This window comes from Mesorhizobium cantuariense (assembly GCF_042647205.1).
GTDB lineage: Bacteria > Pseudomonadota > Alphaproteobacteria > Rhizobiales > Rhizobiaceae > Mesorhizobium > Mesorhizobium cantuariense.
The window spans coordinates 5,902,458-5,926,848 of the sequence record NZ_JBHRVD010000001.1; the positions used below are offsets into that span (position 1 = coordinate 5,902,458).

General features: G+C 63.3%; 27 protein-coding genes and 1 riboswitch. Of the genes, 11 read left to right on the forward strand and 16 right to left on the reverse strand.

What is annotated here, in order from left to right; all coding sequences use genetic code 11:
* Positions 1 to 60 precede the first annotated feature (60 nt).
* Entirely contained in the window at positions 61 to 582 is a 522-nt protein-coding gene (locus tag ACFOJ9_RS28770; protein WP_378983873.1) for a gamma-glutamylcyclotransferase, read from the reverse strand.
* 151 nt (positions 583 to 733) lie between these two features.
* Here ACFOJ9_RS28770 and ACFOJ9_RS28775 point away from each other — a divergent pair, with 151 nt between their 5' ends.
* Both ACFOJ9_RS28775 and ACFOJ9_RS28780 read left to right on the forward strand, forming a co-directional pair.
* Positions 734 to 1,732, forward strand: a complete 999-nt coding sequence (locus ACFOJ9_RS28775; RefSeq protein WP_378983876.1) for a DUF2125 domain-containing protein — start codon at positions 734 to 736, stop codon at positions 1,730 to 1,732.
* Positions 1,733 to 1,739: 7 nt separating this feature from the next.
* Positions 1,740 to 2,675: a sugar kinase gene (locus ACFOJ9_RS28780; RefSeq protein ID WP_378983879.1), complete on the forward strand. Its 936-nt coding sequence runs from the start codon at positions 1,740 to 1,742 to the stop codon at positions 2,673 to 2,675.
* 87 nt (positions 2,676 to 2,762) lie between these two features.
* On the opposite strand, the gene ACFOJ9_RS28785 is transcribed toward ACFOJ9_RS28780, so the two are convergent.
* Positions 2,763 to 3,698: a prephenate/arogenate dehydrogenase family protein gene (locus ACFOJ9_RS28785; protein WP_378983882.1), complete on the reverse strand. Its 936-nt coding sequence runs from the start codon at positions 3,696 to 3,698 to the stop codon at positions 2,763 to 2,765.
* Between the two features lie 6 nt (positions 3,699 to 3,704).
* On the reverse strand, positions 3,705 to 4,814 hold the full coding sequence (hisC, locus tag ACFOJ9_RS28790; protein WP_378983885.1) for a histidinol-phosphate transaminase: 1,110 nt from the start codon (positions 4,812 to 4,814) through the stop codon (positions 3,705 to 3,707).
* 137 nt (positions 4,815 to 4,951) lie between these two features.
* Positions 4,952 to 5,029, forward strand: a riboswitch (SAM riboswitch).
* Between the two features lie 114 nt (positions 5,030 to 5,143).
* Between hisC and metX the strand changes: the two genes are divergently transcribed.
* Positions 5,144 to 6,313, forward strand: coding sequence for a homoserine O-acetyltransferase MetX (gene metX / locus ACFOJ9_RS28795; protein WP_378983888.1), 1,170 nt, complete (start codon positions 5,144 to 5,146; stop codon positions 6,311 to 6,313).
* Positions 6,310 to 6,927 carry a methionine biosynthesis protein MetW gene (gene metW, locus ACFOJ9_RS28800; protein WP_378983891.1) on the forward strand — a complete coding sequence of 206 codons (618 nt, stop codon included), beginning with the start codon at positions 6,310 to 6,312 and terminating at the stop codon, positions 6,925 to 6,927. Before metX ends, metW begins: the two co-directional genes overlap by 4 nt.
* 6 nt (positions 6,928 to 6,933) lie before the next feature.
* On the opposite strand, the gene ACFOJ9_RS28805 is transcribed toward metW, so the two are convergent.
* Positions 6,934 to 7,254 (reverse strand): DUF1330 domain-containing protein, encoded by a 321-nt coding sequence (locus ACFOJ9_RS28805; RefSeq protein WP_378983894.1) that lies wholly within the window; start codon positions 7,252 to 7,254, stop codon positions 6,934 to 6,936.
* A 369-nt stretch (positions 7,255 to 7,623) separates the two neighbouring features.
* Here ACFOJ9_RS28805 and ACFOJ9_RS28810 point away from each other — a divergent pair, with 369 nt between their 5' ends.
* Entirely contained in the window at positions 7,624 to 8,559 is a 936-nt protein-coding gene (locus ACFOJ9_RS28810; protein WP_378983896.1) for a glycosyltransferase family 2 protein, read from the forward strand.
* A gap of 12 nt (positions 8,560 to 8,571) precedes the next feature.
* On the opposite strand, the gene ACFOJ9_RS28815 is transcribed toward ACFOJ9_RS28810, so the two are convergent.
* The 3 genes from ACFOJ9_RS28815 to ACFOJ9_RS28825 form a co-directional block, all read right to left on the reverse strand.
* Positions 8,572 to 9,369 carry a DUF1194 domain-containing protein gene (locus ACFOJ9_RS28815; RefSeq protein WP_378983899.1) on the reverse strand — a complete coding sequence of 266 codons (798 nt, stop codon included), beginning with the start codon at positions 9,367 to 9,369 and terminating at the stop codon, positions 8,572 to 8,574.
* Positions 9,370 to 9,454: 85 nt separating this feature from the next.
* Positions 9,455 to 11,281 (reverse strand): ABC transporter ATP-binding protein/permease, encoded by a 1,827-nt coding sequence (locus ACFOJ9_RS28820; RefSeq protein ID WP_378983901.1) that lies wholly within the window; start codon positions 11,279 to 11,281, stop codon positions 9,455 to 9,457.
* A gap of 139 nt (positions 11,282 to 11,420) precedes the next feature.
* Positions 11,421 to 12,209: a class I SAM-dependent methyltransferase gene (locus ACFOJ9_RS28825; protein ID WP_378983904.1), complete on the reverse strand. Its 789-nt coding sequence runs from the start codon at positions 12,207 to 12,209 to the stop codon at positions 11,421 to 11,423.
* A gap of 242 nt (positions 12,210 to 12,451) precedes the next feature.
* Between ACFOJ9_RS28825 and gloB the strand changes: the two genes are divergently transcribed.
* Together gloB and ACFOJ9_RS28835 are read left to right on the forward strand one after the other, a co-directional pair.
* On the forward strand, positions 12,452 to 13,219 hold the full coding sequence (gene gloB, locus ACFOJ9_RS28830; protein ID WP_378983907.1) for a hydroxyacylglutathione hydrolase: 768 nt from the start codon (positions 12,452 to 12,454) through the stop codon (positions 13,217 to 13,219).
* A gap of 23 nt (positions 13,220 to 13,242) precedes the next feature.
* Positions 13,243 to 13,671, forward strand: a complete 429-nt coding sequence (locus ACFOJ9_RS28835; RefSeq protein WP_378983910.1) for a cupin domain-containing protein — start codon at positions 13,243 to 13,245, stop codon at positions 13,669 to 13,671.
* Position 13,672: 1 nt separating this feature from the next.
* Here the strand turns inward: ACFOJ9_RS28835 and ACFOJ9_RS28840 are convergent, their stop codons facing one another.
* From ACFOJ9_RS28840 to ACFOJ9_RS28850, 3 genes are read right to left on the reverse strand one after another with little or no spacing between them, the layout of a single operon-like run.
* Positions 13,673 to 14,359, reverse strand: a complete 687-nt coding sequence (locus tag ACFOJ9_RS28840) for a lysoplasmalogenase family protein (RefSeq protein WP_378983913.1) — start codon at positions 14,357 to 14,359, stop codon at positions 13,673 to 13,675.
* Entirely contained in the window at positions 14,356 to 15,264 is a 909-nt protein-coding gene (gene yddG, locus ACFOJ9_RS28845) for an aromatic amino acid exporter YddG (protein WP_378983915.1), read from the reverse strand. The genes ACFOJ9_RS28840 and yddG overlap by 4 nt, the downstream gene beginning before the upstream one ends.
* Before the next feature lie 43 nt (positions 15,265 to 15,307).
* Positions 15,308 to 16,096 (reverse strand): DUF3108 domain-containing protein, encoded by a 789-nt coding sequence (locus tag ACFOJ9_RS28850; RefSeq protein ID WP_378983917.1) that lies wholly within the window; start codon positions 16,094 to 16,096, stop codon positions 15,308 to 15,310.
* A 256-nt stretch (positions 16,097 to 16,352) separates the two neighbouring features.
* Between ACFOJ9_RS28850 and rpmB the strand changes: the two genes are divergently transcribed.
* The 3 genes from rpmB to ACFOJ9_RS28865 all read left to right on the forward strand — a co-directional run bounded on the left by rpmB (position 16,353) and on the right by ACFOJ9_RS28865 (position 18,165).
* On the forward strand, positions 16,353 to 16,649 hold the full coding sequence (rpmB, locus tag ACFOJ9_RS28855) for a 50S ribosomal protein L28 (protein WP_378983919.1): 297 nt from the start codon (positions 16,353 to 16,355) through the stop codon (positions 16,647 to 16,649).
* A 151-nt stretch (positions 16,650 to 16,800) separates the two neighbouring features.
* On the forward strand, positions 16,801 to 17,481 hold the full coding sequence (locus ACFOJ9_RS28860; protein WP_378983921.1) for a queuosine precursor transporter: 681 nt from the start codon (positions 16,801 to 16,803) through the stop codon (positions 17,479 to 17,481).
* Positions 17,482 to 17,484: 3 nt separating this feature from the next.
* Positions 17,485 to 18,165: a spermidine synthase gene (locus tag ACFOJ9_RS28865; protein ID WP_378983924.1), complete on the forward strand. Its 681-nt coding sequence runs from the start codon at positions 17,485 to 17,487 to the stop codon at positions 18,163 to 18,165.
* A 43-nt stretch (positions 18,166 to 18,208) separates the two neighbouring features.
* On the opposite strand, the gene ACFOJ9_RS28870 is transcribed toward ACFOJ9_RS28865, so the two are convergent.
* From ACFOJ9_RS28870 to ACFOJ9_RS28895, 6 genes are all read right to left on the reverse strand, one after another.
* Positions 18,209 to 18,694, reverse strand: a complete 486-nt coding sequence (locus ACFOJ9_RS28870; protein WP_378983926.1) for an SRPBCC family protein — start codon at positions 18,692 to 18,694, stop codon at positions 18,209 to 18,211.
* Positions 18,695 to 18,708: 14 nt separating this feature from the next.
* Positions 18,709 to 19,059, reverse strand: a complete 351-nt coding sequence (locus ACFOJ9_RS28875; RefSeq protein ID WP_378983929.1) for an ArsR/SmtB family transcription factor — start codon at positions 19,057 to 19,059, stop codon at positions 18,709 to 18,711.
* A gap of 166 nt (positions 19,060 to 19,225) precedes the next feature.
* Positions 19,226 to 20,254, reverse strand: coding sequence for an esterase-like activity of phytase family protein (locus ACFOJ9_RS28880; RefSeq protein WP_378983932.1), 1,029 nt, complete (start codon positions 20,252 to 20,254; stop codon positions 19,226 to 19,228).
* Positions 20,251 to 22,149, reverse strand: coding sequence for a cobaltochelatase subunit CobT (gene cobT / locus ACFOJ9_RS28885; RefSeq protein ID WP_378983935.1), 1,899 nt, complete (start codon positions 22,147 to 22,149; stop codon positions 20,251 to 20,253). The genes ACFOJ9_RS28880 and cobT overlap by 4 nt, the downstream gene beginning before the upstream one ends.
* Before the next feature lie 11 nt (positions 22,150 to 22,160).
* Positions 22,161 to 23,147: a cobaltochelatase subunit CobS gene (cobS, locus tag ACFOJ9_RS28890; RefSeq protein WP_378983937.1), complete on the reverse strand. Its 987-nt coding sequence runs from the start codon at positions 23,145 to 23,147 to the stop codon at positions 22,161 to 22,163.
* A 123-nt stretch (positions 23,148 to 23,270) separates the two neighbouring features.
* The gene (locus ACFOJ9_RS28895; RefSeq protein WP_136620370.1) at positions 23,271 to 23,891 is read right to left on the reverse strand and encodes a J domain-containing protein; all 621 of its coding nucleotides are present in this window, start codon (positions 23,889 to 23,891) and stop codon (positions 23,271 to 23,273) included.
* Positions 23,892 to 24,080: 189 nt separating this feature from the next.
* Between ACFOJ9_RS28895 and ACFOJ9_RS28900 the strand changes: the two genes are divergently transcribed.
* Positions 24,081 to 24,383 (forward strand): BolA family protein, encoded by a 303-nt coding sequence (locus ACFOJ9_RS28900; protein WP_378983940.1) that lies wholly within the window; start codon positions 24,081 to 24,083, stop codon positions 24,381 to 24,383.
* Positions 24,384 to 24,391 lie beyond the last annotated feature (8 nt).

The following is a 24,391-nucleotide window of genomic DNA, read 5'->3' on the forward strand; positions in this document are numbered from 1 at the left end:
AACCTAGGTCGTGCCTGATCGAGGTCAAAGGCCTGGCCGCCTTTTTCCGCCGAGCCAGCTTCACAAAGGCGCGACCTGCCTGGCGACATCCTCCAGCCAGTGGTCGCGGATGCCCAGCGCCTTGAGGTGCTCCAGTGTGCTGAGCACATAGTTCTCGTTGTTGCCGGACTGGCCGACCGCGCCGCGCACCACGGCCGCCGCATCCGCCGCGTCAAGCCCGCCGGCATATTGCTCATGCTGGCGGTCGACGATGTAGGCCACCGCATCGACCGTGCCACCACCGTCGAGGCGAACCTTGAGCATGCGCTCCAGATAGACATTGGTGACCAGCTCACGCTCGCGCAGATAGGCGATGACCTCGTCGCGCAAGTCGCCGGGAACGCGGAATGCCAGGCCGATGCAGGAGCCGCCACGATCGAGGCCGAGCACCAGCCCCGGCCGCTCACGCGTGCCGCGATGCACGAAGGAATAGACGCAGAGCGACCGGCGGTAGCCATGCAGGCGGGCGCGTTGGGTCTCGACATGCGCGAAACCCGGCCGCCAGATCAGCGAACCATAGCCAAACACCCAAAAATCGCCCATATCGCCGCGCCTGATTGCAAAAGATACCAACACCGTGCTGGGACCGGTGTTTTTTCCGCCCGTCTCTGTCTACCTATGCGTCTCTGTCTACCTATCGTTGGCGGAATCGACTGTCCGTCCGCAACATCCATGCGTTAACGAGAGCCAAAGCATGACGTCAAGTGACGAACGCCAGCCGAGTAACCGTCGCCGCCTGTTCTGGCTTGCCGCGTTCGTCGTCATGCTGTTTGCCATCTACAGCGGCGGCTGGTTCTATCTGGCCGACCGGGTCAGGAGCGAAGCAGACAAGGCGGTCGCCACGCTCAACAAGAATGGCGTCGAGGCCGGCTGCGCCAACCTCCAGGTCAGCGGCTATCCGCTGAGCTTTACCGTCTCCTGCGACAACCTGGCCTACGAGGACGATGCCAGGAACATCGCCGCTTCGGCCGGCAGCTTCAACGCAGCCGCCCAGATCATCCAACCCTTGTCACCGGTTGCCAATCTCCGCGGTCCGCTCAGGACCTCCGTTCCGGACATGGTGCCGCTGTGGATCGACTGGGACAATCTGCAGGCCAACGTCAAACTATGGTGGCCGTTGCCGCAGCGGATTTCTCTGCAGGCAGAGGGCCTGTCCGGCCAGACCGATCCGGCCGACGACACCGATCCGGTGCAACTGTTCAGCGCCGGCAAGGCATCAGGTCAATTGCAGCCGAATGGCGGAGATATCGACTATGTCGGCAGCTTTGGCGATCTCGAGATCGATCCCGGTGCGATCGGCGGACGCGTGTTGCCGGCGCTCGATGCCAGCGGCGACGTCACGCTGAAGAACGGCGTCGCGCTGATCGGCACGCAGGTGAAGAGCCTGCGCGGCCAGGTGGTCGAAATCCGCAACCTCGACCTGTCGTCAGGGACGGCGCGCATCACTGTTTCGGGACCGCTGTCGGTCGACGCGGAAGGCCTGATCAACGCCGATCTGATGATCAGGCTGAAGGACCCGAAGGCCGTGGCGGCCATCCTCGGCGCCGCCATACCCGAGCAGAAAAGCCAGATCGAGCAGGGCTTTGCTGCCCTGGCAGTGCTCGGTAGCGAACCGTCGATGCCGCTGAAGGTGGTCAAGGGCAAGGCTTCGCTCGGCTTCATTCCGCTGGGCAAGATCAAGCCGGTGGAATAGCGCTGCCATGGCAAGACCCGTGAAGCTGCTGAGTGTTGGCGCGCTGACGCTGGACACGATCCTGCGTGTCGAGACACTGCCCGTGCATCAGGGCAAGTTCATCGCCTCCGACGGCGTCCAGATCGCCTCGGGCATGGCCACGAGCGCGGCCTGCGCCGCCCACCGCCTGGGCGCCGAGGTATCGCTGTGGGCGAGTGCCGGCGACGATGCCATCGCCGACCAGCTCATCGCCGGCGTCGAGGCCGAAGGCGTCGATTGCACCTTTGTGCGCCGCGTCAGAGGCGCCCGCTCGGCGCTGGCCTCGATCCTGGTCGACGCGCATGGCGAGCGCATCATCGTGCCGTTCTATGACAGGCTTGCCCAGGCCGATCCCGAAGCCTTGCCGGTCGCCGACCTCATGGCATTCGACGCCGTACTGGTCGATGTCCGCTGGTCAGGTGCGGCAGCACTTGCCCTGAAGGCCGCGCGCGCCATTGGCCGGCCGGCGATCCTCGATGCCGACACCGCGCCACTGGAGGTCCTGGAACGGCTGTTGCCGCTCGCCACGCACATCGTCGCTTCGGAGCCGGCGGCGCGCATTGTCTGCGGCCAGGCGCTCGATCCGGAAACGGCTTGCGCCGATCTCGCCAGCCGCACCGACGCCTTTGTCGCGGTGACCGGCGGCGCGGCGGGCAGTTGGTGGCACGACCGTTCCGCAGGCTGTGTGCGCCATGTCGCGGCACCGAAAATCAAGGCGGTCGACACACTGGCCGCCGGCGATGTCTTTCACGGCGCCTTCGCCGTCGGGCTGGCGGAAGCCATGCCGGTCGAGCAGGCTTTGCGCTTTGCCAGTGCGGCCGCCGCGCTCAAATGCCTGCGTTTCGGCGGCAGGCTGGGTGCCCCGGACCGCGCCGAGACGCTGGCCATGGTCGCCGCGACCTGGCCAACATCCCAACAAGGCTAAGGGAGCTGAGATTCAGGTCAGGCCGAGTCGAAAATGGCTGATACCGAGAACCGGAGCGGAGCGTACTTGGCCGGCCTCACCTGAATATCAGCTCCCTTTAGGGTGTTCGACCGCCTGGCGGCCAAAATCGGGCACGTCGATGTCCTGGCCGGCCTCGATGATCGAGCGGCGCACGGCGCGGGTGCGGGTGAACAGGTCGAAGAGTTTTTCGCCGTCGCCCCAGCGGATCGCGCGTTGCAGCGACGCCAGATCTTCCGAGAACCGCGCCAGCATTTCGAGGATGGCGTCCTTGTTGTGCAGGCAGACATCGCGCCACATTGTCGGGTCGGAAGCGGCAAGACGTGTGAAGTCGCGGAAACCGGAAGCCGAATATTTGATCACTTCGGACTTGGTCACCGACTGCAGATCATCGGCGGTGCCGACGATGTTGTAGGCGATGATGTGCGGCAGGTGCGAGACGATGGCCAGCGTCATGTCGTGATGTTGCGGGTCCATCGTGTCGATGTTGGCGCCGCAGCGGCGCCAGAACTCCGACAGCCGTTCCAGCGCGTCTGGGTCGGTGTCGGGCACCGGCGTGAAGATGCACCAGCGATTGTCGAACAGATCGGCGAAACCGGCATCGGGGCCAGATTTTTCCGTGCCCGCCAGCGGGTGGCCGGGAATGAAATGGACGCCGGCTGGCACATAAGGCTGCATCTGCGCGATCACGGATGCCTTGGTCGAGCCGACATCGGTGAGGATCGCCCCCGGCTTCAGCGCCGGCGCGATTTCCTCGGCGACCGCGCCGGACGAGCCGACCGGCACCGAGACGATGACCAAATCCGCATCGCGGACCGCTTCTCTCGCATCGGTCGTGTAGCTATCACCCAGCCCAAGCTCTTCCGCCCGCGCCAGCGTCGCGGCACTGCGGGTCGAGATGGCGACGTGACCAGCCAGGCCCTCGCGGCGGATGACGCGGGCCAGCGACGAGCCGATCAGGCCGATGCCGACCAGCGCGATCTTTTCAAACATCGGTGATGTCATGGCGTTCTAGCTTTTCAGGAATGTCGTGAGAGCGGCGACAACGCCGCGATTGGCCTCTTCGGTGCCGACGGTCATGCGCAGCGCGTTGGGAAAGCCGTAGCCGGAAACGCGCCGCAATATATAGCCGCGCGCCGTCAGATAGTCGTCCGCCGCCGCTGCGGAATATTTCTCGTCCTCGGGAAAGTGAACGAGGATGAAATTGCCGACGCTCGGCGTTACCCGCAGCCCAAGCTTTGTGAATTCCTCACTCAGCCAGGCCAGCCAGGTCTCGTTGTGCGCGACGCTGCGCTCGACATGGGCGCGGTCGCGGATCGCGGCGATGCCGGCCTCGATCGCCGTTGCATTGACGTTGAAGGGTCCGCGCACGCGGTTGATGGCGTCGACGATGTGCATCGGCGCATACATCCAGCCGATCCGCGCCCCGCCAAGGCCGATCTTGGAGAAGGTTCGGGTCATCACCACATTCTCAGCGCCACCGACCAGTTCGATGCCGGCTTCATAATCATTGCGGCGGACATATTCGGCATAGGCCGCGTCGAGCACCAGAAGCACGTGCCTGGGCAGACCGGCATGTAGCCGGCGCACCTCCTGGAACGGCACATAGGTGCCGGTCGGGTTGTTGGGATTGGCGAGGAACACGATCTTCGTGCGCGGCGTGACGGCGGCCAGGATGGCGTCGATGTCGGCGCGCTCGTCTCTTTCCTTGATCGTCACCGGAACGGCACCCGCCGACTGGATGTAAATCTTGTACACCATGAAGGCGTGTTCGGTGATGACAGCCTCGTCGCCGGGCGCCAGATAGGTCTGCGCCAGCAGGCCGAGGATCTCGTCGGAGCCATTGGAACAGATGATGTTCTGCGGGTTGAGGCCATGCACCTCGGCGATCGCTTCGCGCAGCCGCCTGGCGGTGCCGTCGGGATAGATGTCGAGCTTGCCGGCAATCTCACGCGCGGCTTCGATCGCCTTCGGCGAGGGTCCAAGCGGATTCTCGTTCGATGACAGCTTGTAGACCTTGGCGACGCCGGCAGGCGCTATGCTCTTGCCCGGCACATAGGCGTCGATGTCCATGATGCCCGCGCGCGGGGTTGGACGTGCCTTGTCCGGTGTCTGGCTCATGTCGCAAAATCCGTCGAGAACGCTTCCTGAGGGAAGCCGCAGCGGAAATACAAGCCGTGGCCCGCAATGTCGAGAGGTGACAGTCTCCGCACCAAGGCTGGCCGTTGACGCCAGCGCGCCACAGTCCTAGAAGAGGTGCGAACTTCCGTGGTGATTTGGCCGGTCGGCTTGCAGCCACGTTAAACAACTTGCTAAAGGGCCGTTTGCATCCTGTAACCGGCTTTGCGACTGCAATGCCGGTTTTTTGTTGTCCGCGCCGGCCGGACACCACATTGGCATCGATTTTCGAAAAGCGCGGTGCCGTGGATTCAAAGTGTGAGATGGATGTCATGGCCGTTCTGCGCGCCCGCAAAACCAACAACGAGGCCGACCAGCCGTCGAGCCCGGTTTTGCGTTTCGGGTCTGACAAGCCGCTCAAGCTGGACGCCGGCACGCTGCTGTCGCCGTTCCAGATCGCCTACCAGACCTATGGCACGCTGAACGATGCCCGTTCCAACGCCATCCTCGTCTGCCACGCACTGACCGGAGACCAGCACGTCGCCAGCACCAATCCGGTGACCGGCAAGCCGGGCTGGTGGGAAGTGCTGATCGGCCCCGGCAAGATCATCGACACCAGCCGCTTCTTCGTCATCTGCTCCAACGTCATCGGCGGTTGTCTTGGGTCCACCGGACCGGCCTCGACCAACCCCACCACCGGCAAGCCCTATGGGCTCGACCTGCCGATCATCACCATCCGCGACATGGTGCGGGCGCAACAGATGCTGATCGACCATTTCGGCATCGAAAAACTGTTCTGCGTGCTCGGCGGCTCAATGGGCGGCATGCAGGTGCTGGAATGGGCGTCGAGTTATCCGGAGCGCGTCTTCTCGGCGCTGCCGATCGCCACCGGCGCACGCCATTCCTCGCAGAACATCGCCTTCCACGAGGTCGGCCGGCAGGCTGTCATGGCCGATCCGGACTGGCATGGCGGCAAATATTTCGAGCACGGCAAACGCCCGGAAAAGGGCTTGGCGGTGGCGCGCATGGCCGCCCACATCACCTATCTGTCGGAAGCCGCTCTGCACAGAAAGTTCGGCCGCAATTTGCAGGATCGCGAAGCGCTGACCTTCGGCTTCGACGCCGACTTCCAGATCGAAAGCTATCTGCGCCACCAGGGCATGACCTTCGTCGATCGCTTCGACGCCAATTCCTACCTCTACATGACACGGTCGATGGACTATTTCGACCTCGCCGCCGACCATGGTGGCCGGTTGGCCGACGCTTTTGCCGGCACCAAAACTCGCTTCTGCCTGGTGTCCTTCACCTCGGACTGGCTGTTTCCGACCGAGGAGAGCCGCTCGATCGTGCATGCGCTCAACGCGGCCGGCGCATCGGTATCCTTCGTCGAGATCGAGACCGACCGTGGCCACGATGCCTTCCTGCTCGACGAGCCGGAACTGTTTGCCGCCATCAATGGCTTCATCGGCTCGGCGGCGCGCGCCAGGGGGCTCGCATCATGAGCGTCAACGGCAGCCAACGCGTCGACCTCGAGGTCGTCGCCAACCTCATTCCGCCGCAGTCGCGTGTGCTCGACGTCGGTTCGGGCGACGGCTCGCTGCTCGAATTGCTGCAGGACACCAAGCAGGTCGACGGCCGTGGACTCGAGCTGTCGCAGCGCGGCGTCAACGAATGCGTGGCGCGCGGCCTTTCGGTTATCCAGGGCGATGCCGACAAGGATCTCGAATTCTATCCCGACAAAGGCTTTGACTTCGTCGTCCTGTCGCAGACGCTGCAGGCCACCCGCAACCCGAAGCTGGTTCTCGACGAACTGCTCAGGATCGGCAACCGCGCCATCGTATCCTTCCCCAATTTCGGCCATTGGCGGGTGCGCCTGTCGCTGTTCCTCAACGGCCGCATGCCGGTGACCAAGGACCTGCCCTATTCCTGGTACGACACGCCCAACATCCATTTCTGCACCATCCGCGACTTCGTCAATCTGTGCGACGAGCTCGGCGCGACAGTCGAGAAGGCAACCGCCCTCGACGCCAACGGCCAGAAGATCGGCCTGTCGATGCCGTGGTGGTTCTGGAACTTCTTCGGCCAGCAGGCAGTGTTCTTGCTGAAACGGCAATAGCCCCCGTTATTTCAGAAGATCCGTGGCCTTGTGCGGATGTTCGACGCCGTCAGCGAACACCACATCGGCCTCCGAATTGTCCGTGCGCAGCGCCAGTATCGCCTGGTAGGCGGGCGAATTGTACCAGCCATGCACATGCTGCCTGTCGGGAAATTCGATGATGATCAGATGGCCATGCCAATTGTTCTCGATCACCTCCACATCGCCGCCATGGACCAGAAAACGGCCGCCGAAAGGCTCCAGCGTGGCATCGATCTTGTGCAGGTATTCGACGATCCGCGGACCCATCGTGGCCTGGCGCATATGGGCAACGGCGTAAGCGGTCATGACTGTGCTCCCTTGTCATCGAAGCCGGGTTGCCGGCTTCGCAAGGGCAATTTGGCCGAACGCCGAGCGCGAAGCGATTACGCCCGAGGTAATGGGATTCATGTTATCTAGGCATGATGGACCGTTCCATGGTGATTCGCAGGCGTTCTGTCCGGCAAGCTGTTGCAATTGGAACGCTAACAATGGGAATTCGTTATCTCGCGCGGGTTGAGTAGCGGCACGTGGGTGACATGGGCATCTGTTTTTTGTAGCGTCGCGTCCACTATGAAGAGGTGTCATGGAAGGGGAAGGCCAATCCATCCGACCGTTCTGAAAATCGAAAAGCCTTGGATAGACGCGCAACCGAGCGCGGGAAACGGCTGACACGACATGGCCGGGATCATCGAACCAACACCTCTCATCACGGTCATAACGCCGACCCACAATCGGCGTGAGACGGTGTTGCGCGCTGTGGAAAGCGTGCTGTCCCAGGGCATGTCGCGGCTCGAGCATATTGTCGTCGACGATGGCTCGACCGACGGGACCGAAGCCGCGCTCGCCCGCATTCGCGACCCGCGGCTGATCTATGTCGGCGCCAAATGGCGAGGCGCCAACGCCGCCAGGAATGCCGGCATCGAGCGGGCGCGGGCGCCCGTCGTGACATTCCTCGATTCCGACGACGTCTACCTGCCGCACCGGCTTGAACGGACCCTGGCCTGGTTCGATGACAATCCCGCACTTCAGGTGCTGCTCAGCTCGTTTGTCTCCCTGAAGGGCAATCGCGCCACCAACTGCGTCAACCGCGATGCATTCGTGAGCCCGACGATGCTGGAGCGGACGCTCGTCGCGCAGACGATCTTCATTGCCGGCTCCGCGATATCAGCCCGCCGCGAGGCCTTGCTGGGCATTGGCGGCTACGACAGCGACATCACCCGGATGCAGGACCGGGAATTGCTGCTGCGCCTTGCCCGCCGCCATGGCGCCCAATTGTCCGAGGATATCGACTGGACGAAATACAATTCGGAAAACTCGATTTCGGGCCGCCGTGACGGCTATGTCGAAGCCTATGCGAACCTGATGGGCAAGCATCCGCACATTGCCCACGCCTACCCGCACATTCCGCCCTACATGATCTCGCGGCAGATCATCGCCGATATCCTCAGAGGCCGGATACCGGAGGCGTTCAAGGGCTACATGGCCAATCGCTCGTCGGAAACGCTCGGCTACTCGCTGCCGGAGCTGATGCACGGCTATGTTCACGGCCGGCGCTGGCGCCGTGATCTCTACAATGAGTTCCGCGACAAATTTGGCGCCCGGCCGGCCTAAATTCGGCGAGGCTCAGCGGTCGAGTTCCGGAAAATACGGATCGGACAGGAACCGTCTGTCCCGCTCCCCTTGCAGGCAGTCGATGGGCGCGGCCGCATCGACGGGAATGATCCGGCCCTGGATGCCGCTCACCTCGAGAATCAGCTTGCGTCGGATGGCTGTCGAAAATTCGGTGGCGGCATGGATCGGCAATACGAAGGAACCGGGCCCTCCGGTCACGCATTGCGCATAATACTGGTCGAGATGGCTGAAGGTTGGCGACGGATTGATCAGGATCGGCAGGCCGTTGATGACGATTCCTCTGGCGGTTGCAGCATCACGCGTCGCGGTGACCGGCGGCCCGATATTGTTCGGGCCATCGCCGGAAATATCGATGACGCTGCGCTCGCCCTGGAAAGACGTGCGCTCGAATAGCTCGGTGCCGAAGGCGAGCGCGCCGGAGATCGACGTGCCGCGGAAGCTGCGGAACGGGCGGGCCGCTACCTTGTCGGCAAAACTGTTCGCGCTCTCGGCGCTGTCGATGATCTGCCACCCGATGACCGCGTCGTCGCGCACCGTGCCGGCCCATTCGAAATAGGCAAGCGCGATGCGGCCCGTGGCGCCGGCGCGGACGGCCTTGATGAAATCGGGATGACGCAGCGCCTCGACATAACCGGCGCGCTGCAGGGCGAACTCCCTCTCGTCCATCGACAGCGAGATGTCGACCGCCAGCACAAGCTCGACGTCGACGGCCGGCGCATCCGCCGGCGAGGCAGCGGGAGCGGCCTGGGCGCAAGCAAGGCAGGCAAGCAGGCGCAGAGCATCAAGCATGGCCGTCGCCAGGGTTGTTTCTCCCAGAGAGCTTCACTCGCGATCACGGCAAAATAAAGCTTGGCACCGGTAAGCCGAAATCGGCCTATGTCTTGCGATGGGCGGCGACTGGCGGCGGTTCGATCGCGCCGGCCCTGATACGGGCGGGCTTTAGGGCCGGCGCACCGGAATCCTTGACGATCGTCAAGGCGCGCGAGAAGAAGTGATTGTTGTGCTGGCCGCGCCCGATGTTGAGGATCGCGGTCCCCGGCAAACGCTTCTCGAGCATCGACAGCACGCGTCGAAGCGACGGGCCGTCGAACGCATCCAGCGCTTCGTCGATGATCACCCATTTCGGCTGCCGCAAGGCGAGCCTGGCGAAGGCCAGCGAGCGCTGTTCATCATCGCCCAGCTCGTGGTCCCAGCGCCCGGCTCGGTCGAGCGAGGACGACAGCCGTTCAAGACCGACCTCGGCAAGCACCGCCGAAATGTCGGCATCGCTCGCCGGCGCAGCTCCGTTCGGATGATCGAGCACCTCGCGCAACGTACCGACCGGGAAATACGGGACGCGCGGTACGAATATGGGGGTTTCTCCCACAGGCAGGCCGATCCGCCCACTTCCCCATGGCCACAGGCCGGCAATGGCGCGAAAGAACAGCGTCTTGCCGGCACCCCGGTCGCCTGTGATCATGATGCGCTCGCCGGCACGGATTTCGACATGCTGGTCGGCGAGCTTGGTGCAGCCCTCCGGCGAGGCCACTTCAAGCTTCTCGAAAGTCAGACTGCCATTGGCGTTTTCATCAAAGGCGATGCGCTTTTCCGTGTCGTGCAGCACATCGGTTTCATCGAGCGCGATGCGGAAGTCGGCGACACGCATCAACGTGGCGCGCCAATCGGCAATGCTGCCGATGTTGTTGATGAACCATCGCAAGGAAGAGTGGACCTGGTTGAAGGCGCCGACCGCCATCATCAGTCCGCCAAAGCTGATATCACCTGAGAAATAGACCGGTGAGGCAACCAGGATGGGCGCCACGACGGTGATCCAGCCGTAGGTGTCGGTCACCCAGGACAGGTTGATCTGGGCGCTGTAGATGCGCCGCATGGCGCCCAGCACCGTGCCGAGGTCGAGTTCAAGCCGTCGCCTGGCGTCGGCCTCGCCATGGTACAACGCAATGGCATCGACATTCTCGTTGACGCGCACCATCGAGGAGCGCAGTTCGGCTTCGCGTGTGTAACGGTTGCTGTTCAGGCTGATGAGCGGGCGTCCGACCAGCCAGCTCAGCCAGGAGGCGGTGCCGGCATAGAGGATGGCGGCCCAAACCATGTAGCCCGGTATGGCCAGCGAGGTCCCGCCGATATGGAACACGAAGCCCGAGGACAGCTGCCACAGCACGCCGACGAAGGACACGAGCAGGATGCACGACTGCAGCAGGCCGACGCCGAGATCCGTCGAAAGGTCGGAAAGATGCGCGGCGTCCTGCTGCATGCGCTGGTCGGGATTGACGCCTATGGCGCCGGCATTGGCCAGCCGGAAGGCGCGCGCCGGCCGCATCCATTGGTCGATCAGGTCGAGCGTCAGCGCCTCGCGCAGCTTGAGCCTGATCATCTGGTTGAGCCAGGTCTGGCCGATGTTGAGCACCAGAAGTCCACCGGCTATCGCCGCAAAGACGAGAAGCTGGTGCAGAAAGGCCGCCATGTCGCGGCGCGCAAGCGCATCGTAGAAAGGCTGATTCCAGCGGTTGAGCAGAACCTGGCCGATCGACGTTGCGATGATCACGGCCATGATGCCAACCGATGTCCAGAGCAACCACTTGCGAACCGGCGATCCCGCCAGCGCCCGCCTGATCGTCGCCACCTGATCGCGCAGGCTGCTGGCTTCGACCGCCACGGCAACCGGCTGAGCGGCGGCGGCGTTGTCCGGTTGATCAGCCATAGCCGAGGTCCTTGCGTTCAGTGCTGAAACCGGTTCGAGAGACTTGAAGGCATCCGTCGTTAGAATGGGCTGCCAAACGGGCTGTCAGTCCACTTGCGACAGATAGGCAGGGAAACGTCGCCAGGCACTCTTGCCGTGATCACGAAGCCGTCACCCGCGCAACCGATGGCTTGGCATCCCCGGCCTCATTCCGGCGGCCGAGCCGGGTGGCGCCATGCGGCGACAGCACCGGCACGAAGACACGCCGCGACGCGCGCTGGGCGACCGGCACGCCTTGATAGAGCCGCTTCTGCGCCTCGACGACAATGACCCCGGAAAAGATCGGCCACAGCCGCCGGCCGGCGCGTTCAAGCACATTGTGGAACCGCATCATGAAGCGCCGCCGCGAGGGCGGAAAGAACAGCGCATCAGACCAGGCAGCGGGCGTGAAATTCGCCTCGCGCAGCAATTCGGTGAGCTGCCCGCGCGAAAAAGGCCGGCCATTGCCGAACGGCGTGTGCTCGAAGCGCGCCCAGACACCGCGCCGGTTGGGCACGACGATGACCACGCGCCCCGCCGGCGACAGCACACGCCAGATCTCGTTCAGCGTTTCACGCGGGTTCTCGACATGTTCGAGTGAATGGACGAGCAGCATGCGGTCTATGCAGGAATCGACCAGCGGCAGTTCCTCGTCGAAGACCAGTGCCGTGGCTGTCGGCCCTGTCGCCGGCCACACCACGGCGCCTTGCGTCGCCGGCATGAAGGCGAAGACCCGCTCGGCGTCAGTGCCGAAGCGCTCCAGCCACGGCAAGGTGTATCCGAGACCGACCAGCCGCTCGTTGGGTACGGTTGCCCATATCGACGACAATGCCATGGTGATCGAACGCTCGGCGAACCGGCCCAGCGTTGTCGAATAGAAGGAGCGAAGATCGACGATGTCGGAATGCATGGCAGGGATGTAGCCGTGATATCAGCGGGTTTCAACAAAAGGCCTTGATGAGCCCGACGTTCCGGGAATGACATTCAACATCCTGGGATGACATCCGTGCGCCAGCGCCCTATGTCTGCGGCGACTTCTGCATCGGCCCGAAAATCGGTTTCGATTTCGGAAAGCACGATGCAGCAGATAAAAAGTGTTAGAGCGTCCTTGTGCGTCCAACTGGACGCACGGCGCTCTAATGGAGACATGCGATGCCGGTCGAAATCGAACAGTTCATGTGCCGCAGCGATAATTTCGGCGTGCTGGTGCATGACCCCAAAAGCGGTCAGACCGCGATCATCGATGCGCCCGAGGAAGCCCCGATCCTGGCCGCGATCAAGCGTACCGGCTGGACGCCGACGATGATCCTGACGACGCATCACCATGTCGATCATGTCGAGGCCAATCTGGCGCTGAAGGAGCGCTTCAAGCTGCGCATCGTCGGCCCGGAAGCGGAAAAAGCCAAGATTCCCGGCATCGACGAAACCGTCGAAGGCGGTTCAGTCCTTCATCTCGGCGATGAGCGGATTGAGGTGATTGCCACGCCCGGCCACACCGCCGGCCACGTGTCCTACTATCTGCCGTCGTCGAAAGTGGCATTCACCGCCGACACGCTGTTTGCACTGGGGTGCGGGCGGCTGTTCGAATGCAAGCCGCCGGTCATGTATGATTCGCTGAAGAAGCTGGCGGCACTTCCGGCTGAAACCGTCATCTATTGCGGCCACGAATACACGCTCTCCAACGCCCGTTTCGCGCTGACCGTCGACCCGACCAATTCGGCGCTGAAGGAACGCGCCGCCAAGATCGAGGCGCTGCGCACCGCCGACAAGCCGACGCTGCCGACGACGATCGGCGAGGAACTGTCGACCAATCCCTTCCTGCGCTGGCACGATCCGGCGATCCGCAAGCATCTTGGGCTGGAGAAAGCCTCGGACGCCGAGGTTTTTGCCGAGATCCGCAAGCGCAAGGATAATTTCTAGAGCCCGATGGTATCGTCGACGCCATGACCAGTTCAGCCGAAATCGTCGCGACGCTCGGCCTGAAACCGCATCCGGAAGGCGGCTGGTACGCCGAGACCTTTCGCGATGGCGCCGGCGGCGCGCGCGGCCATTCGACCGCGATCTATTTCCTGCTGGAACAGCATCAGGTCTCGGCCTGGCACCGGGTCAAGGACGCCGCCGAGGTCTGGCATTTCCATGCCGGCGCCCCGCTGGCGCTGGCGATGTGGGAGAAAGGCAGCGCCGTTATAGAGCAGGTGCTCGGCATCGATCTCGCCGCCGGCGAGCGGCCGCAGATCGTCGTGCCGGCAGGCTGGTGGCAATCGGCGCACAGCCTGGGCGAATGGACGCTGGTCGGCTGCACCGTCGCGCCGGGCTTTGATTTTGCTGCCTTTGAGCTGGCAGCACCCGGCTGGCAGCCGAACAACCTTTAACTCAATAAGAACCCTGATTTAGCAGGAAGCCTAGCGTGATCGCGAGTTGGGCGGCGTAGTAGAGCACCCAGACCGCAAAGCGCATCCAGGCGCGGTGCGGCGAGATGGCAGCCACCAGGAATTTGTCCGTGGCCAGCAGCCCGTCGGATGCCATGAACAACAGGGCACCGCCGATCACCCAGACGTCGCTGGTGGTGAGCGCCGAAACGCCCATCGCCAGGATCCCAGCGATATAGACGGTGATCGGAACGCGCAGACCGGGGCCGACGCGGCGCCACAGCGCCACCAGCATGACGAGTGCAAAGACGACCAATGCGGGCGCAATCGCTCCGCGCCACGATTCGGCGCCAAGCACTCCCAGTCCGCTACCGCTGCGCAGGAACAGCGCGACATAGACGATGTGCGCGATGAGAAAACTGGCCAGCCCGCCGAGAAAGGCCTTTTCGCCGTCGCGCGACAGGAAGGCGTCGCCAACGGCGCTGAGCGCGAGGGCTGCGACCAGCAGTAGCGGGCCGCCTTGCAGCGCCGCCAGCACAGCAAGCATCGCCACGGCGAGCGTCTTTGCCGCCGAGCGGGCGAGCGTCGGCGGCATGCCAAGCGTGAAGGCATAGATCACCGCCGCTGCCAGCGAAAAGATCAGCGTCGCATTGGCATTGGCGTCGATGCCGCCCGCAAACGGCATCGTCATGCCCCGGCTCCGCCTTCGGATGCCCCGGCTCCGGTCGCGACCGGCTTGCGCAGGAACAGCGACTTTGCCGCGAGCGCCGCACCGCCGGTAATGAGCACGCAGGCTGCGAGAATGCGCAGCGACGGCTCGGCGACGCCGGCCACGATCAGCACCAGCGTCGACAACAGCGGCGCTGCATAGCTCGCAGCACCCAACACCTGGATGTTGCCGCGCTTGACGCCGATGTCCCAGGCGTAGAAGGCGGCGCCCACCGGCATCAGGCCAAGGCCGAGCACGGCCAGCCACTGGCCGGCGCCCTCAGGCAGCACCGTTTGTTCCAGCGCAAGGTGGCAGGCGAGCGACAGCACCGCGGTCGCCGCGCAGAACCAGGTGACGATGCTGGTCGGCACCGATGGGAAGCGCCGCGACAACAGCGAATAGGACGACCACAGCAAAGCGCAGACGGCGGCCATGGCATAGCCGAAGGCATAGCGCGCGTCGAAGGCCAGCCCACCGCCCTTGGTGACGATCAGCACGGTGCCGGCCAGGCCGAGCAGCGCGCCGACGACATGGTTCCAGGCCAGGCGCTCGCCCGGCATCAGCGCCGAACCGAGCACGATCAGCAGCGGCCACAGATAGGCGATCAGGCTCGCCTCCACCGCCGGCGCGTTGCGCAGCGCGGTGAAGTAGAAGAAATGGTAGCCGAACAGGCCGGCAATGCCGATCAGCCAAACTTGCGGCGGTATTTTCTGACTCTTGTCGGGCGCAGGCATGAACAGCCGCGCGACGAGCCCAACGCCAGTGCCGATCGAGAAGGTGATCGCCGACAGCAGGAACGGCGGCACTTGGCCCGATGCATCGGTAAGCAGCGCCAGCAGCGCCCACATGGCGACCGCCGAAAAACCGATCAGTGTTGCGCGCGCCATTCTGTCTCCAGTGGCGCGCCCCATTCTGTCCCCAGTGGCGCGCCTATTGTACTGCTTCGAAACGCCCGGCGCTGATGGTCAAGGTGCCGATCTGCGTGCCCACCGTGGCGTGTATCGGCGCATATACGCCGGTTTGACCGAGCGGTGCAAACGTCACCATCATGCGGCTGCGGTTCTTGAGATAGTTGAGCGCCTTGCGGCCCTTGCGGTAGCCCGCCACCGGCTCGAAGCCCATCCGGCAAGTGACCGTATCGCCCTTGTAACCCGGCACCGAGATCGTGCCTTTCGAAGCGTAGGCCAGCGTCAGGTTGGCGCGCATCTCGCCGTCATAGAACTTCACCGTGCGGCCACAGACCTGGTCGAGGCTGTCGGCATGGATGACGGTGGCGGCCATCGGGTCTAGCACCGAGGCCAGGTCGCCGGCACTGATCGGCACCCAGCTCTTGGGGTCGCGCTTGCCCGGCGTCGGGACGACCTGCGTCGAGGTGACCGTGCCATTGGCAAAGCGAATATCGACCACCGATGCCTTCTTGCCGGAAGTGTAATCGGCGCGGAACGCCTGTGGCACCATCTTCTTGCCCGCAATCGTGCCTTTGGACGAGACCGTGCCACGCGTGTCGTCGAACAGTTTGGCCAGACCCGCTGCGGTGACGCTGCCTTCGATCGCATAGGCGCCATTCTCGTAGCGGCTGGAAAACGTTGATTTCGCTATCGAAAGGCCAAGGAACGATACCGTGTACTCGCCCTTGAACGACTGTGGCGAGGCAGCTGTAGCCGCGGACGGAAAGGCAATGGCGAGCAGGGCAGCAAGGGCATGAGACGAACGAAGCATGGCGGATCGGGTCCTTGATTTTCGGCCGGAGGTGGGCAACTCCGGTCTGGCATGTCCCTGTCAGACCGCTTATAGGATGAATTCCGGCCTTAATATGAAATGCCGGGCGCGTCCGTGGGGAAGCCGGAGCTTGACGCCCCGGCTAAATGCAACTATGGAACGCCAACTTTTTCCATAAGGCCGCCTGACCAGAACCGCGCGCCACCCGGCGTGGGCACAAAGGTTTGGCAGACCCCGAGAACTGAAGGTTAGAACAATGTCCCGCACCTGCGAACTCACTGCCAAGGCAGTCATGTCCGGCAACAATGTGAGCCACGCCAACAACAAGACCAAGCGTCGCTTCCTGCCGAATCTCGTCAATGTGACGCTGATTTCGGAAGCGCTGAACCAGAATGTGCGCCTGCGCATCTCGGCCAACGCGCTGCGTTCGGTCGAACATCGCGGCGGCCTCGACGCCTTCCTGGCCAAGGCCGACATCAAGGAATTGTCGCAGCGCGCCCGTCTGTTGAAGAAGCAGATCGCCAAGAAGACCGCCGAGCAGGCTGCCGCTTAATTTCGTTCAAAGGCGGGGGACGACCTCTTGTTGGCCTTGGGCATCGGATCGAAGCCGCAAGGTTTCGGCAATCCGGTGCTCAAATTACGAAGCGAGCGTGATCCGGGTTTTGGCATGACGCTCCGCTGGTTCCATTACCCAGGATAAAAAAATGACTTCCTTCTCGCGATACCTGCCATTCGTGGCCGCCATGGCGCTTGTCGTCGTGGCGTCGAACATTCTCGTGCAATTCCCGATGCAGGGCCAGATCGGTGGCTTGTCGCTGGCCGACCTTTTGACCTGGGGCGCCTTCACCTACCCCTTCTCCTTCCTGGTCACCGACCTCGCCAACCGCCGCTACGGGCCCACCGTGGCGCGCAGGATCGTCTTTGTCGGCTTCATGACGGCGGTGGTCTGCTCGATCGTTGTCCCACCCTTCCTGTTTCGCCACGGCCTCATCGAATTCGAGACCTCCGCCGGCCGGCTGGTGCGGATCGCAGCCGCCTCCGGCGCGGCGTTCCTTGCCGCGCAATTGCTCGATGTGACTGTCTTCAACCGGCTGCGCCGGCAGAGCTGGTGGCGCGCGCCGATCATCGGCACGCTGGTCGGATCGGTGTTCGACACCGCCATGTTCTTCACCGTCGCCTTCTCGGCCGCCTTTGCCTTCGCTGGTCCGAACGACAGTTTTGCGCTGGAAACCGCACCTTTGATGGGCGTGTTCCATGTCGACGCCATGCGCTGGGTTTCCTGGGCACTTGGCGACCTCAGCGTGAAACTGATCATCGCCGTGGTGGCATTGATCCCCTACCGGCTGCTCGCCGCCCGCTGGAGCCAGCCGGCGGTTGCGGCTTAAACCATGATCCCGTGGGTCCAGCTCGATTCGGCAAAGGCCCCGGATGGCGCGCAGGAGCTTCGCCTCAAGCGGCGCGGGTCAGAATTCTCGATCATGCTCGGCACCAACGAGTTGATGAACAGCCGCCTCAGCGGCTCCGAGGAAGCGCTGGCAAGATTGTCCTGCGAGCGGATTGCCGGCCGGCGGCAGCCAACAATCCTCATCGGCGGGCTCGGCATGGGCTTTACGCTGCGCGCCGCACTTGCTGAACTCGGCAATGATGCCAACATTGTCGTCGCGGAGCTGGTGCCGGCGGTCGTCGCCTGGGCACGCGGTCCGATGGCTGAAATCTTTGGCGGCTGTCTCGATGATCCGCGCGTCACCATCCAGGAGACCGATGTCGGGCAGCTGATACGCTCGGCCCCCGCAGCTTGGGACGCCATCCTGCTTGATGTCGACAACGGTCCCGAAGGCATCGTCCACAAATCCAACGATGCGCTTTACAGCCTGCAAGGTCTCGGAGCTGCCCGCACCGCCCTCAAGCCGGGTGGCGTGCTGGCGGTGTGGTCGCAAGGCCCCGACAGCGGCTTCACGCGGCGGCTGAAGCAGGCAGGCTTCGCTGTTGAGGAGGTCAACACCCGCGCCAACGGCAAGCGTGGCGCCCGCCATGTCATCTGGATAGCCACCAACTGCTCACGATCCTGACCGGAGGCTGGGCGGGTCGACCGCAGATGGTACTCAGCCAAGTTTACTCCGACTTCTGAAGTTCCGCGCCGAGGGCTTCCAGCAACCCACGGGTTCCTTCTTCTCGTCCCTTGGCGGAATCGACACCGTCGAAAAAGGCGCCCTGCTCGGTATAGGTCAGCCGCGTGCCGTTGCCGGACTGGGCAAGTTCGACTGTTGTCAATGATGCCGACAGTGGCTGCGGCCCGATTGCCATGCGGTATGAAAACACGATGCGCTGGTCGGGAACGATGTCCTGGAACTGCGCGTCGAGCCTGATCTCCGGACCGCCGGCATAGCTGAACCGCGACACCTCGCCACCGCCAACGCGAAAGTCGAAGCTGAATTCGGCGATCGCAAAGCCATCGCCTTCAACCCGCCAGCGCCGCACCGTGGCCTTGTCGGCGAAGGCGTGGAAGACGCGTTCGGGCGATTGCGGATAGGTCCGCTCGATGGTGAAGGTGGAATGGATGACGGAATGCTCGTCTTTCACGGGGTCGATCTGATTCATGTCTGTTCGTCCTTTTACTGGTCCTGATTTTTCTTGGGGGATTGGTCTGTCTCGGCCAGGATCTGGCCGAGCCTGTCGAGGTGGCGTTCCGCCGGTAAGCGGCGTTCGGTAATCCAGTCGGCGAGCGGGGCAAGCCCGCCCGGCTCGATCCGGCAGGTGCGCACCCGCCCGATCTTTTCGCTGCGGATCAGCCCGCAGGCCTCCAGCGTCTGCAAATGTTGCAGGACTGCCGCGAAGGTCATTCCAAACGGCTCCGCCAGCTGGCTGACAGTGGCCGGCCCACGACTCAACCTTTCCAGGATCTGCCGGCGTGTCGGCTCGACAAGGGCGCGAAGGATGCTGTCGATCTCGGAATAGTTAAGCATGGCCTTGAGTATTGTGCTCGATCCACAAATTGTCAAGCCTACACTAAAGTATTTTGGCCAAGGAAAGCGTGACCGGAAAATCGTTCAACTTCAATGGCTTGTTAGGTAGGCGCCAGGATGAGCGGCTATCGGGAAAACCCGAGCGTGCCCGCCGGATCGGCGTTGCTCAATCCTGATGGAGAATGAATTCCAGGTAGAGGTTGCGCTGCAGGGTCGAGTGGTTGTCGTCGGAGATCAGCGACACGATCAGCGCGCCGTCGTCGCGGGTCCAGACGTCGAGCCCTTCCATATTGTCGATCTGGTAGCCCATGTCGGCCTCCAGCAGCACCGGCCCGTCAGCGACGGCACCCTTTTCTACACTCTCACCATAGATGCGCCGCAGCCGCATCTTGACACCGCGGGCCATCGAGAAGCTGCGCTCCAGAAGCAGCAGGTCGCCATCCGGCAGGAAAGCGCCGTCGGTGATGTCGAAATCGCCATTGCGCTTGACGGTGAAGACGCCCTTGTGCGGCCCTTCGATGATGGCAGCATAGATGTTGCCGGCCTTGTCGAGGCTCTTCTCGGAGACCACGACCAGCCCACCCTCATGCTGGCCGTTGGCATTGGCATGGGTGACGGTCTCGAAGCCGCGATTCTGGCGCAATTCCTGGGCCGGAACCACGAAATCCAGCTGCCTGAACGGCGCCTTCATGTCGTTGGCGTCGATCTTGAACTGGGCGACGCGGTGGCTGCGCTCGAAGCCGATGGTGGCAATGCCGTCCTTGACCGCGAGGCCTTCCGCATCGACCTCCCATTTCTTGTCGATCGGCCGGCCGGTCTCGTCGACCATCTGCTGCATGCGGAAATTCTGGATGCCGGACGGCCGCTTGTCGGCGTCGCGGACCACCGTGCCGAAGAACCAGAAGCCGGTGTCGGCAACGCCGATGAAGTCGCCGCCGGCTTTCAGGAAACGGAAGGCCGACAGCGCGCCGAAATCGCGCGTCGGCGAGGTCATCTCCAGCCCGCCGACGAATTCGAGCGGGCCGAACTGCTTGTCGGCATGGCCAATGTGGAATTCGGCGATCGGTCGGGCCAAGATTTCGACCGGTTCGACCGAGGTGGAATCAGCCGAGCCGGCTGCCGCCGAAGCCACGCCGGAAAGCAGGGCGATTGCGGCGAAAAGCGTCTGCTGAAAGCCGCCGCGCGAAAAGATCATCCGGCGCGCCGCATGCCGCCGCGCCGCGTATCCTTCGCGCTTTCCTCGGCAAACAGCGAAGCCAGCTGCTCGGTCATGGCGCCGGCCAGTTCCTCGGCATCGACGATGGTGACGGCACGACGGTAGTAGCGCGTGACGTCATGGCCGATGCCGATGGCCAGCAGTTCCACCGGCGAACGCGTCTCGATCAGCTCGATGACGGCGCGCAGATGGCGTTCGAGATAGTTGCCCGGATTGACCGACAGCGTCGAATCGTCGACCGGCGCGCCGTCCGAGATCATCATCAGGATCTTGCGCTGTTCCGGCCGGGCGATCAGGCGGTTGTGCGCCCACAGCAGCGCCTCGCCGTCGATGTTTTCCTTGAGCAGGCCCTCCCGCATCATCAGCCCGAGATTGCGCCGTGCCCGCCGCCACGGATGGTCGGCCGACTTGTAGATGATATGGCGCAAATCGTTGAGCCGGCCAGGATTCGGCGGCTTGCCGTCCTTCAGCCATTTCTCGCGCGCCTGCCCGCCCTTCCAGGCACGGGTCGTGAAGCCGAGGATCTCGACCGAGACGCCGCAACGCTCCAGCGTGCGCGCCAGGATATCGGCGCAGGTGGCGGCGACCGTGATCGGCCGTCCGCGCATCGAGCCGGAATTGTCGAGCACCAGCGTCACCACCGTGTCGCGGAATTTGGTGTCGCGCTCCTGCTTGAAGGATAGCGGCTGCATCGGATCGATGACGACGCGCACCAGCCGCGCCGGGTCGAGGTAGCCCTCTTCCAGGTCGAAATCCCAGGAGCGGTTCTGTTGTGCCATCAACCGCCGCTGCAGCCGGTTGGCGAGCCGCCCGACCACGCCGGACAGATTGGCAAGCTGCTTGTCGAGGAAGGCGCGCAGCCGGTCGAGCTCTTCTTCTTCGCAAAGCTCCTCGGCCCCGACCGTCTCGTCGAAAGCAGTGGTGAAGACCTTGTAGTCGATTTCCTTCGGCAGATTGGTGAAGGGATTGTCGTTGCGGCGCGCCTCGCCGGGCGTCTCGGCATCCGCATCGTCATCATCGGACAGGTCGTCGGCGGTGGCGTCGGAGGCTTCCGTCTCGGCTGACTGCTCGTCATCGGCCGAAGCCTCGGCATCCTCGGACTGCGACTGCTCGGAGCCGGAAGCGTCTTCGCCGCCCTCCTCGCTCTGCTCCTCGCCTTGCGGCTGGTTGTCGTCATTGTCCTCGGAGTCTTCCGTCTCCTGGTCGTCGCCGAGTTCCTCGGCCATTTCCATGGAGGCGAGCATCTCGCGCACGACGCGGGCAAACGCCTGCTGGTCGCCGAGCTTGGCGGAAAGTCCGTCGAGATCGGCCTTGGCCTTTTCCTCGACCCAAGGGCGCCAGAGTTCGACCAGCCGCTCGCCGCTTTTCGGGATCGGCCGGCCGGTGAGCTTCTCGCGCACCATCAGGGCGAGTGCTTCCTCGATCGGCGCGTCGGCCTTGTCCTTGACGTCGACAAGGTTCGCCTTGGCGTATTTGTCCTCCAGCATCGAGCCGATATTGTCGGCGACGCCCTGCATGGCGCGTGAGCCGATCGCCTCGACACGGGCCTGCTCGACCGCATCATAGATGGCACGGGCCGCCTTGCCTTCCGGCGCCAGCTTGGTGTGGATGCGAACGTCGTGGCAGGCACGCTTCAGCGCCATGGAATCGCCGAGCCCGCGTGTAATCGCGATGTCGGTCTTCGACGCTTTCTTCGGTAATTCGGGCAACCGGGCTCGGCTGCCGGCGAACGCCGGCCTGTCCTTGGCGAAACCGACTTCCAATTCCTTGTCGCCGGCGATGGCGCGCATGCAGACGGTGACGGCGCGCTTGAAGCTGTCGGCTTCAGACCCCGTCTTCGACTTGTTGCGCGTATTGTCGCCCGGACCCGCCATCGAGACTCTGCTTAGCCCAGCACGACATTCGCCGCTGATTCCGGCAGATCCTCGCCGAAGGCGCGCTGATAGAACTCGGCCACCACCGAGCGTTCCAGCTCGTCGCACTTGTTGAGGAAGGTCAGCCGGAACGCCATGCCGATATTGCCGAAAATCTCGGCATTCTCGGCCCAGGTGATGACGGTACGCGGGCTCATCACGGTCGACAGATCGCCATTGATGAAGGCCGAGCGCGTCATGTCGGCGACGCGCACCATCTTGTTGACGATCTCCTTGCCCTTGACGTCGCGATAGTGCTTGGCCTTGGCCAGCACGATGGCGACTTCATTGTCGTGCGGCAGATAGTTCAGCGTGGTGACGATCGACCAGCGGTCCATCTGCGCCTGGTTGATCTGCTGGGTGCCGTGATAAAGGCCAGTGGTGTCGCCCAGGCCGACCGTGTTGGCGGTCGAAAACAGCCGGAACGCCGGATGCGGACGAATGACCCGGCTCTGGTCGAGCAGCGTCAGCCGGCCCGACGATTCCAGCACGCGCTGGATGACGAACATCACATCCGGGCGGCCGGCATCATACTCGTCGAAGCACAGCGCGACATTGTGCTGATAGGCCCAGGGCAGGATGCCGTCGCGGAATTCGGTGATCTGCAACCCGTCCTTGACGACGATCGCGTCCTTGCCGACGAGATCGATACGGCTGACATGGCTGTCGAGGTTGACGCGCACGCAGGGCCAATTGAGGCGGGCGGCGACCTGTTCGATATGGGTCGACTTGCCGGTGCCGTGATAGCCCGACACCATGACGCGGCGGTTGTAGGCAAAGCCCGCAAGGATCGCCATCGTCGTGTTCTTTTCGAACAGATAGTCCGGATCGATGTCGGGAACATGCTCTGATGTCACCGAATAGGCCGGCACCACCATCTTGGACTCGAAACCGAATTTTTCCTTCACCGACACCGTTGTGTCGGGCAGGTTGGCGATGTCACGATCGACCTTGTTCATATCTCTCAACATCTCCACGGGCGAAAAGCCTGATTTCGCCGGCAATCGATTTTGTCCGGGGGCGGTCTTAGAGCCTTTTCCAACCTTATGAAAGTTGGAAAACGACACGAACCGAATGGTCGCTCAGCACAGGCCCGCCTGTTTGAGCACGCGATAGGCTTGCAGCACATCGCGGAACCGGTCTTCCGAACCTCTGTCGCCACCATTCGCATCCGGATGGTGGAGTTTCACCAGTTCCTTATAGCGCGCCTTGATCTCCTTGCCAGTCGCCTTTGTATCAAGGCCAAGCGTTTCCAGCGCCTTGGCCTCAAGCGGCTTGGCCTTGCGCTCGCGCGCCTCGCGCGGATCCTTCGGCCCCTTGAACAGGTCGAACGGGTCGCGCATGCGATTATAGTAGCCGGCGCGGCCGGAACGCAGCTGCGCCATATCCGGCGACGAACGCGTCGAGGCGCCGTTGACGCCCATCTTCCAGGTCGGCCGGTGACCGGTCATCGCCTCCTTCTGGAAGCGCGCGACCTCGGTGTCCGGCACGCCGGAGAAATAGTTGAAGCCCTTGTTGTACTCGCGCACATGGTCGAAGCAGAAGCGGAAATACTCGCCCTCCTTCATACGCCCGACCGGCGCACGATGGGTGCCCGCTTCCTTGCAGCCGTCCCACTGGCAAATCGGCGAGTGCGACTTCAGCTCCGCGTCCTTGTCGGGGCGGACGCGAATCTTCTCGAAATATTTGGGGTACGGCTTCATCTAACCCATTTATGGGGCGTTCGCAGATGCGAAACAAGAATTGACATTTTCGCGATCATCGCCCTAACCGCTGAATCGCGGCATAAAGCAGGCGAATGGCGGATTTTGTTGCGCGGCAGCGGCTTTGCACGGACCGATTTTCGGTTTCAAGGCTGATGTGCCAGCCATATGTGGTGAAGGGAGACGGCGATGTCCACACAGACGACCATGGAAGACAAGCTCAACAAGGCACTTTCGCCGGAGCGGCTGGTCATCATCAACGAGAGCCATCTCCATGCCGGTCATCACCACGACGGCTCCGACCATCACGGCACCTATGACGGCACCGGCGAGACGCATTTTCGCGTCCGCGTCGTCTCATCCGCCTTTGCCGGCATGAGCCGTATCGACCGTCACCGCGCCGTCAACGAACTGCTAGCCGACGAACTGAAGGCAGGCGTTCACGCACTGGCGATCGAACCGGCGGCTCCCGGCGAAAAGACGCGCTGGTAGGTCGGCGC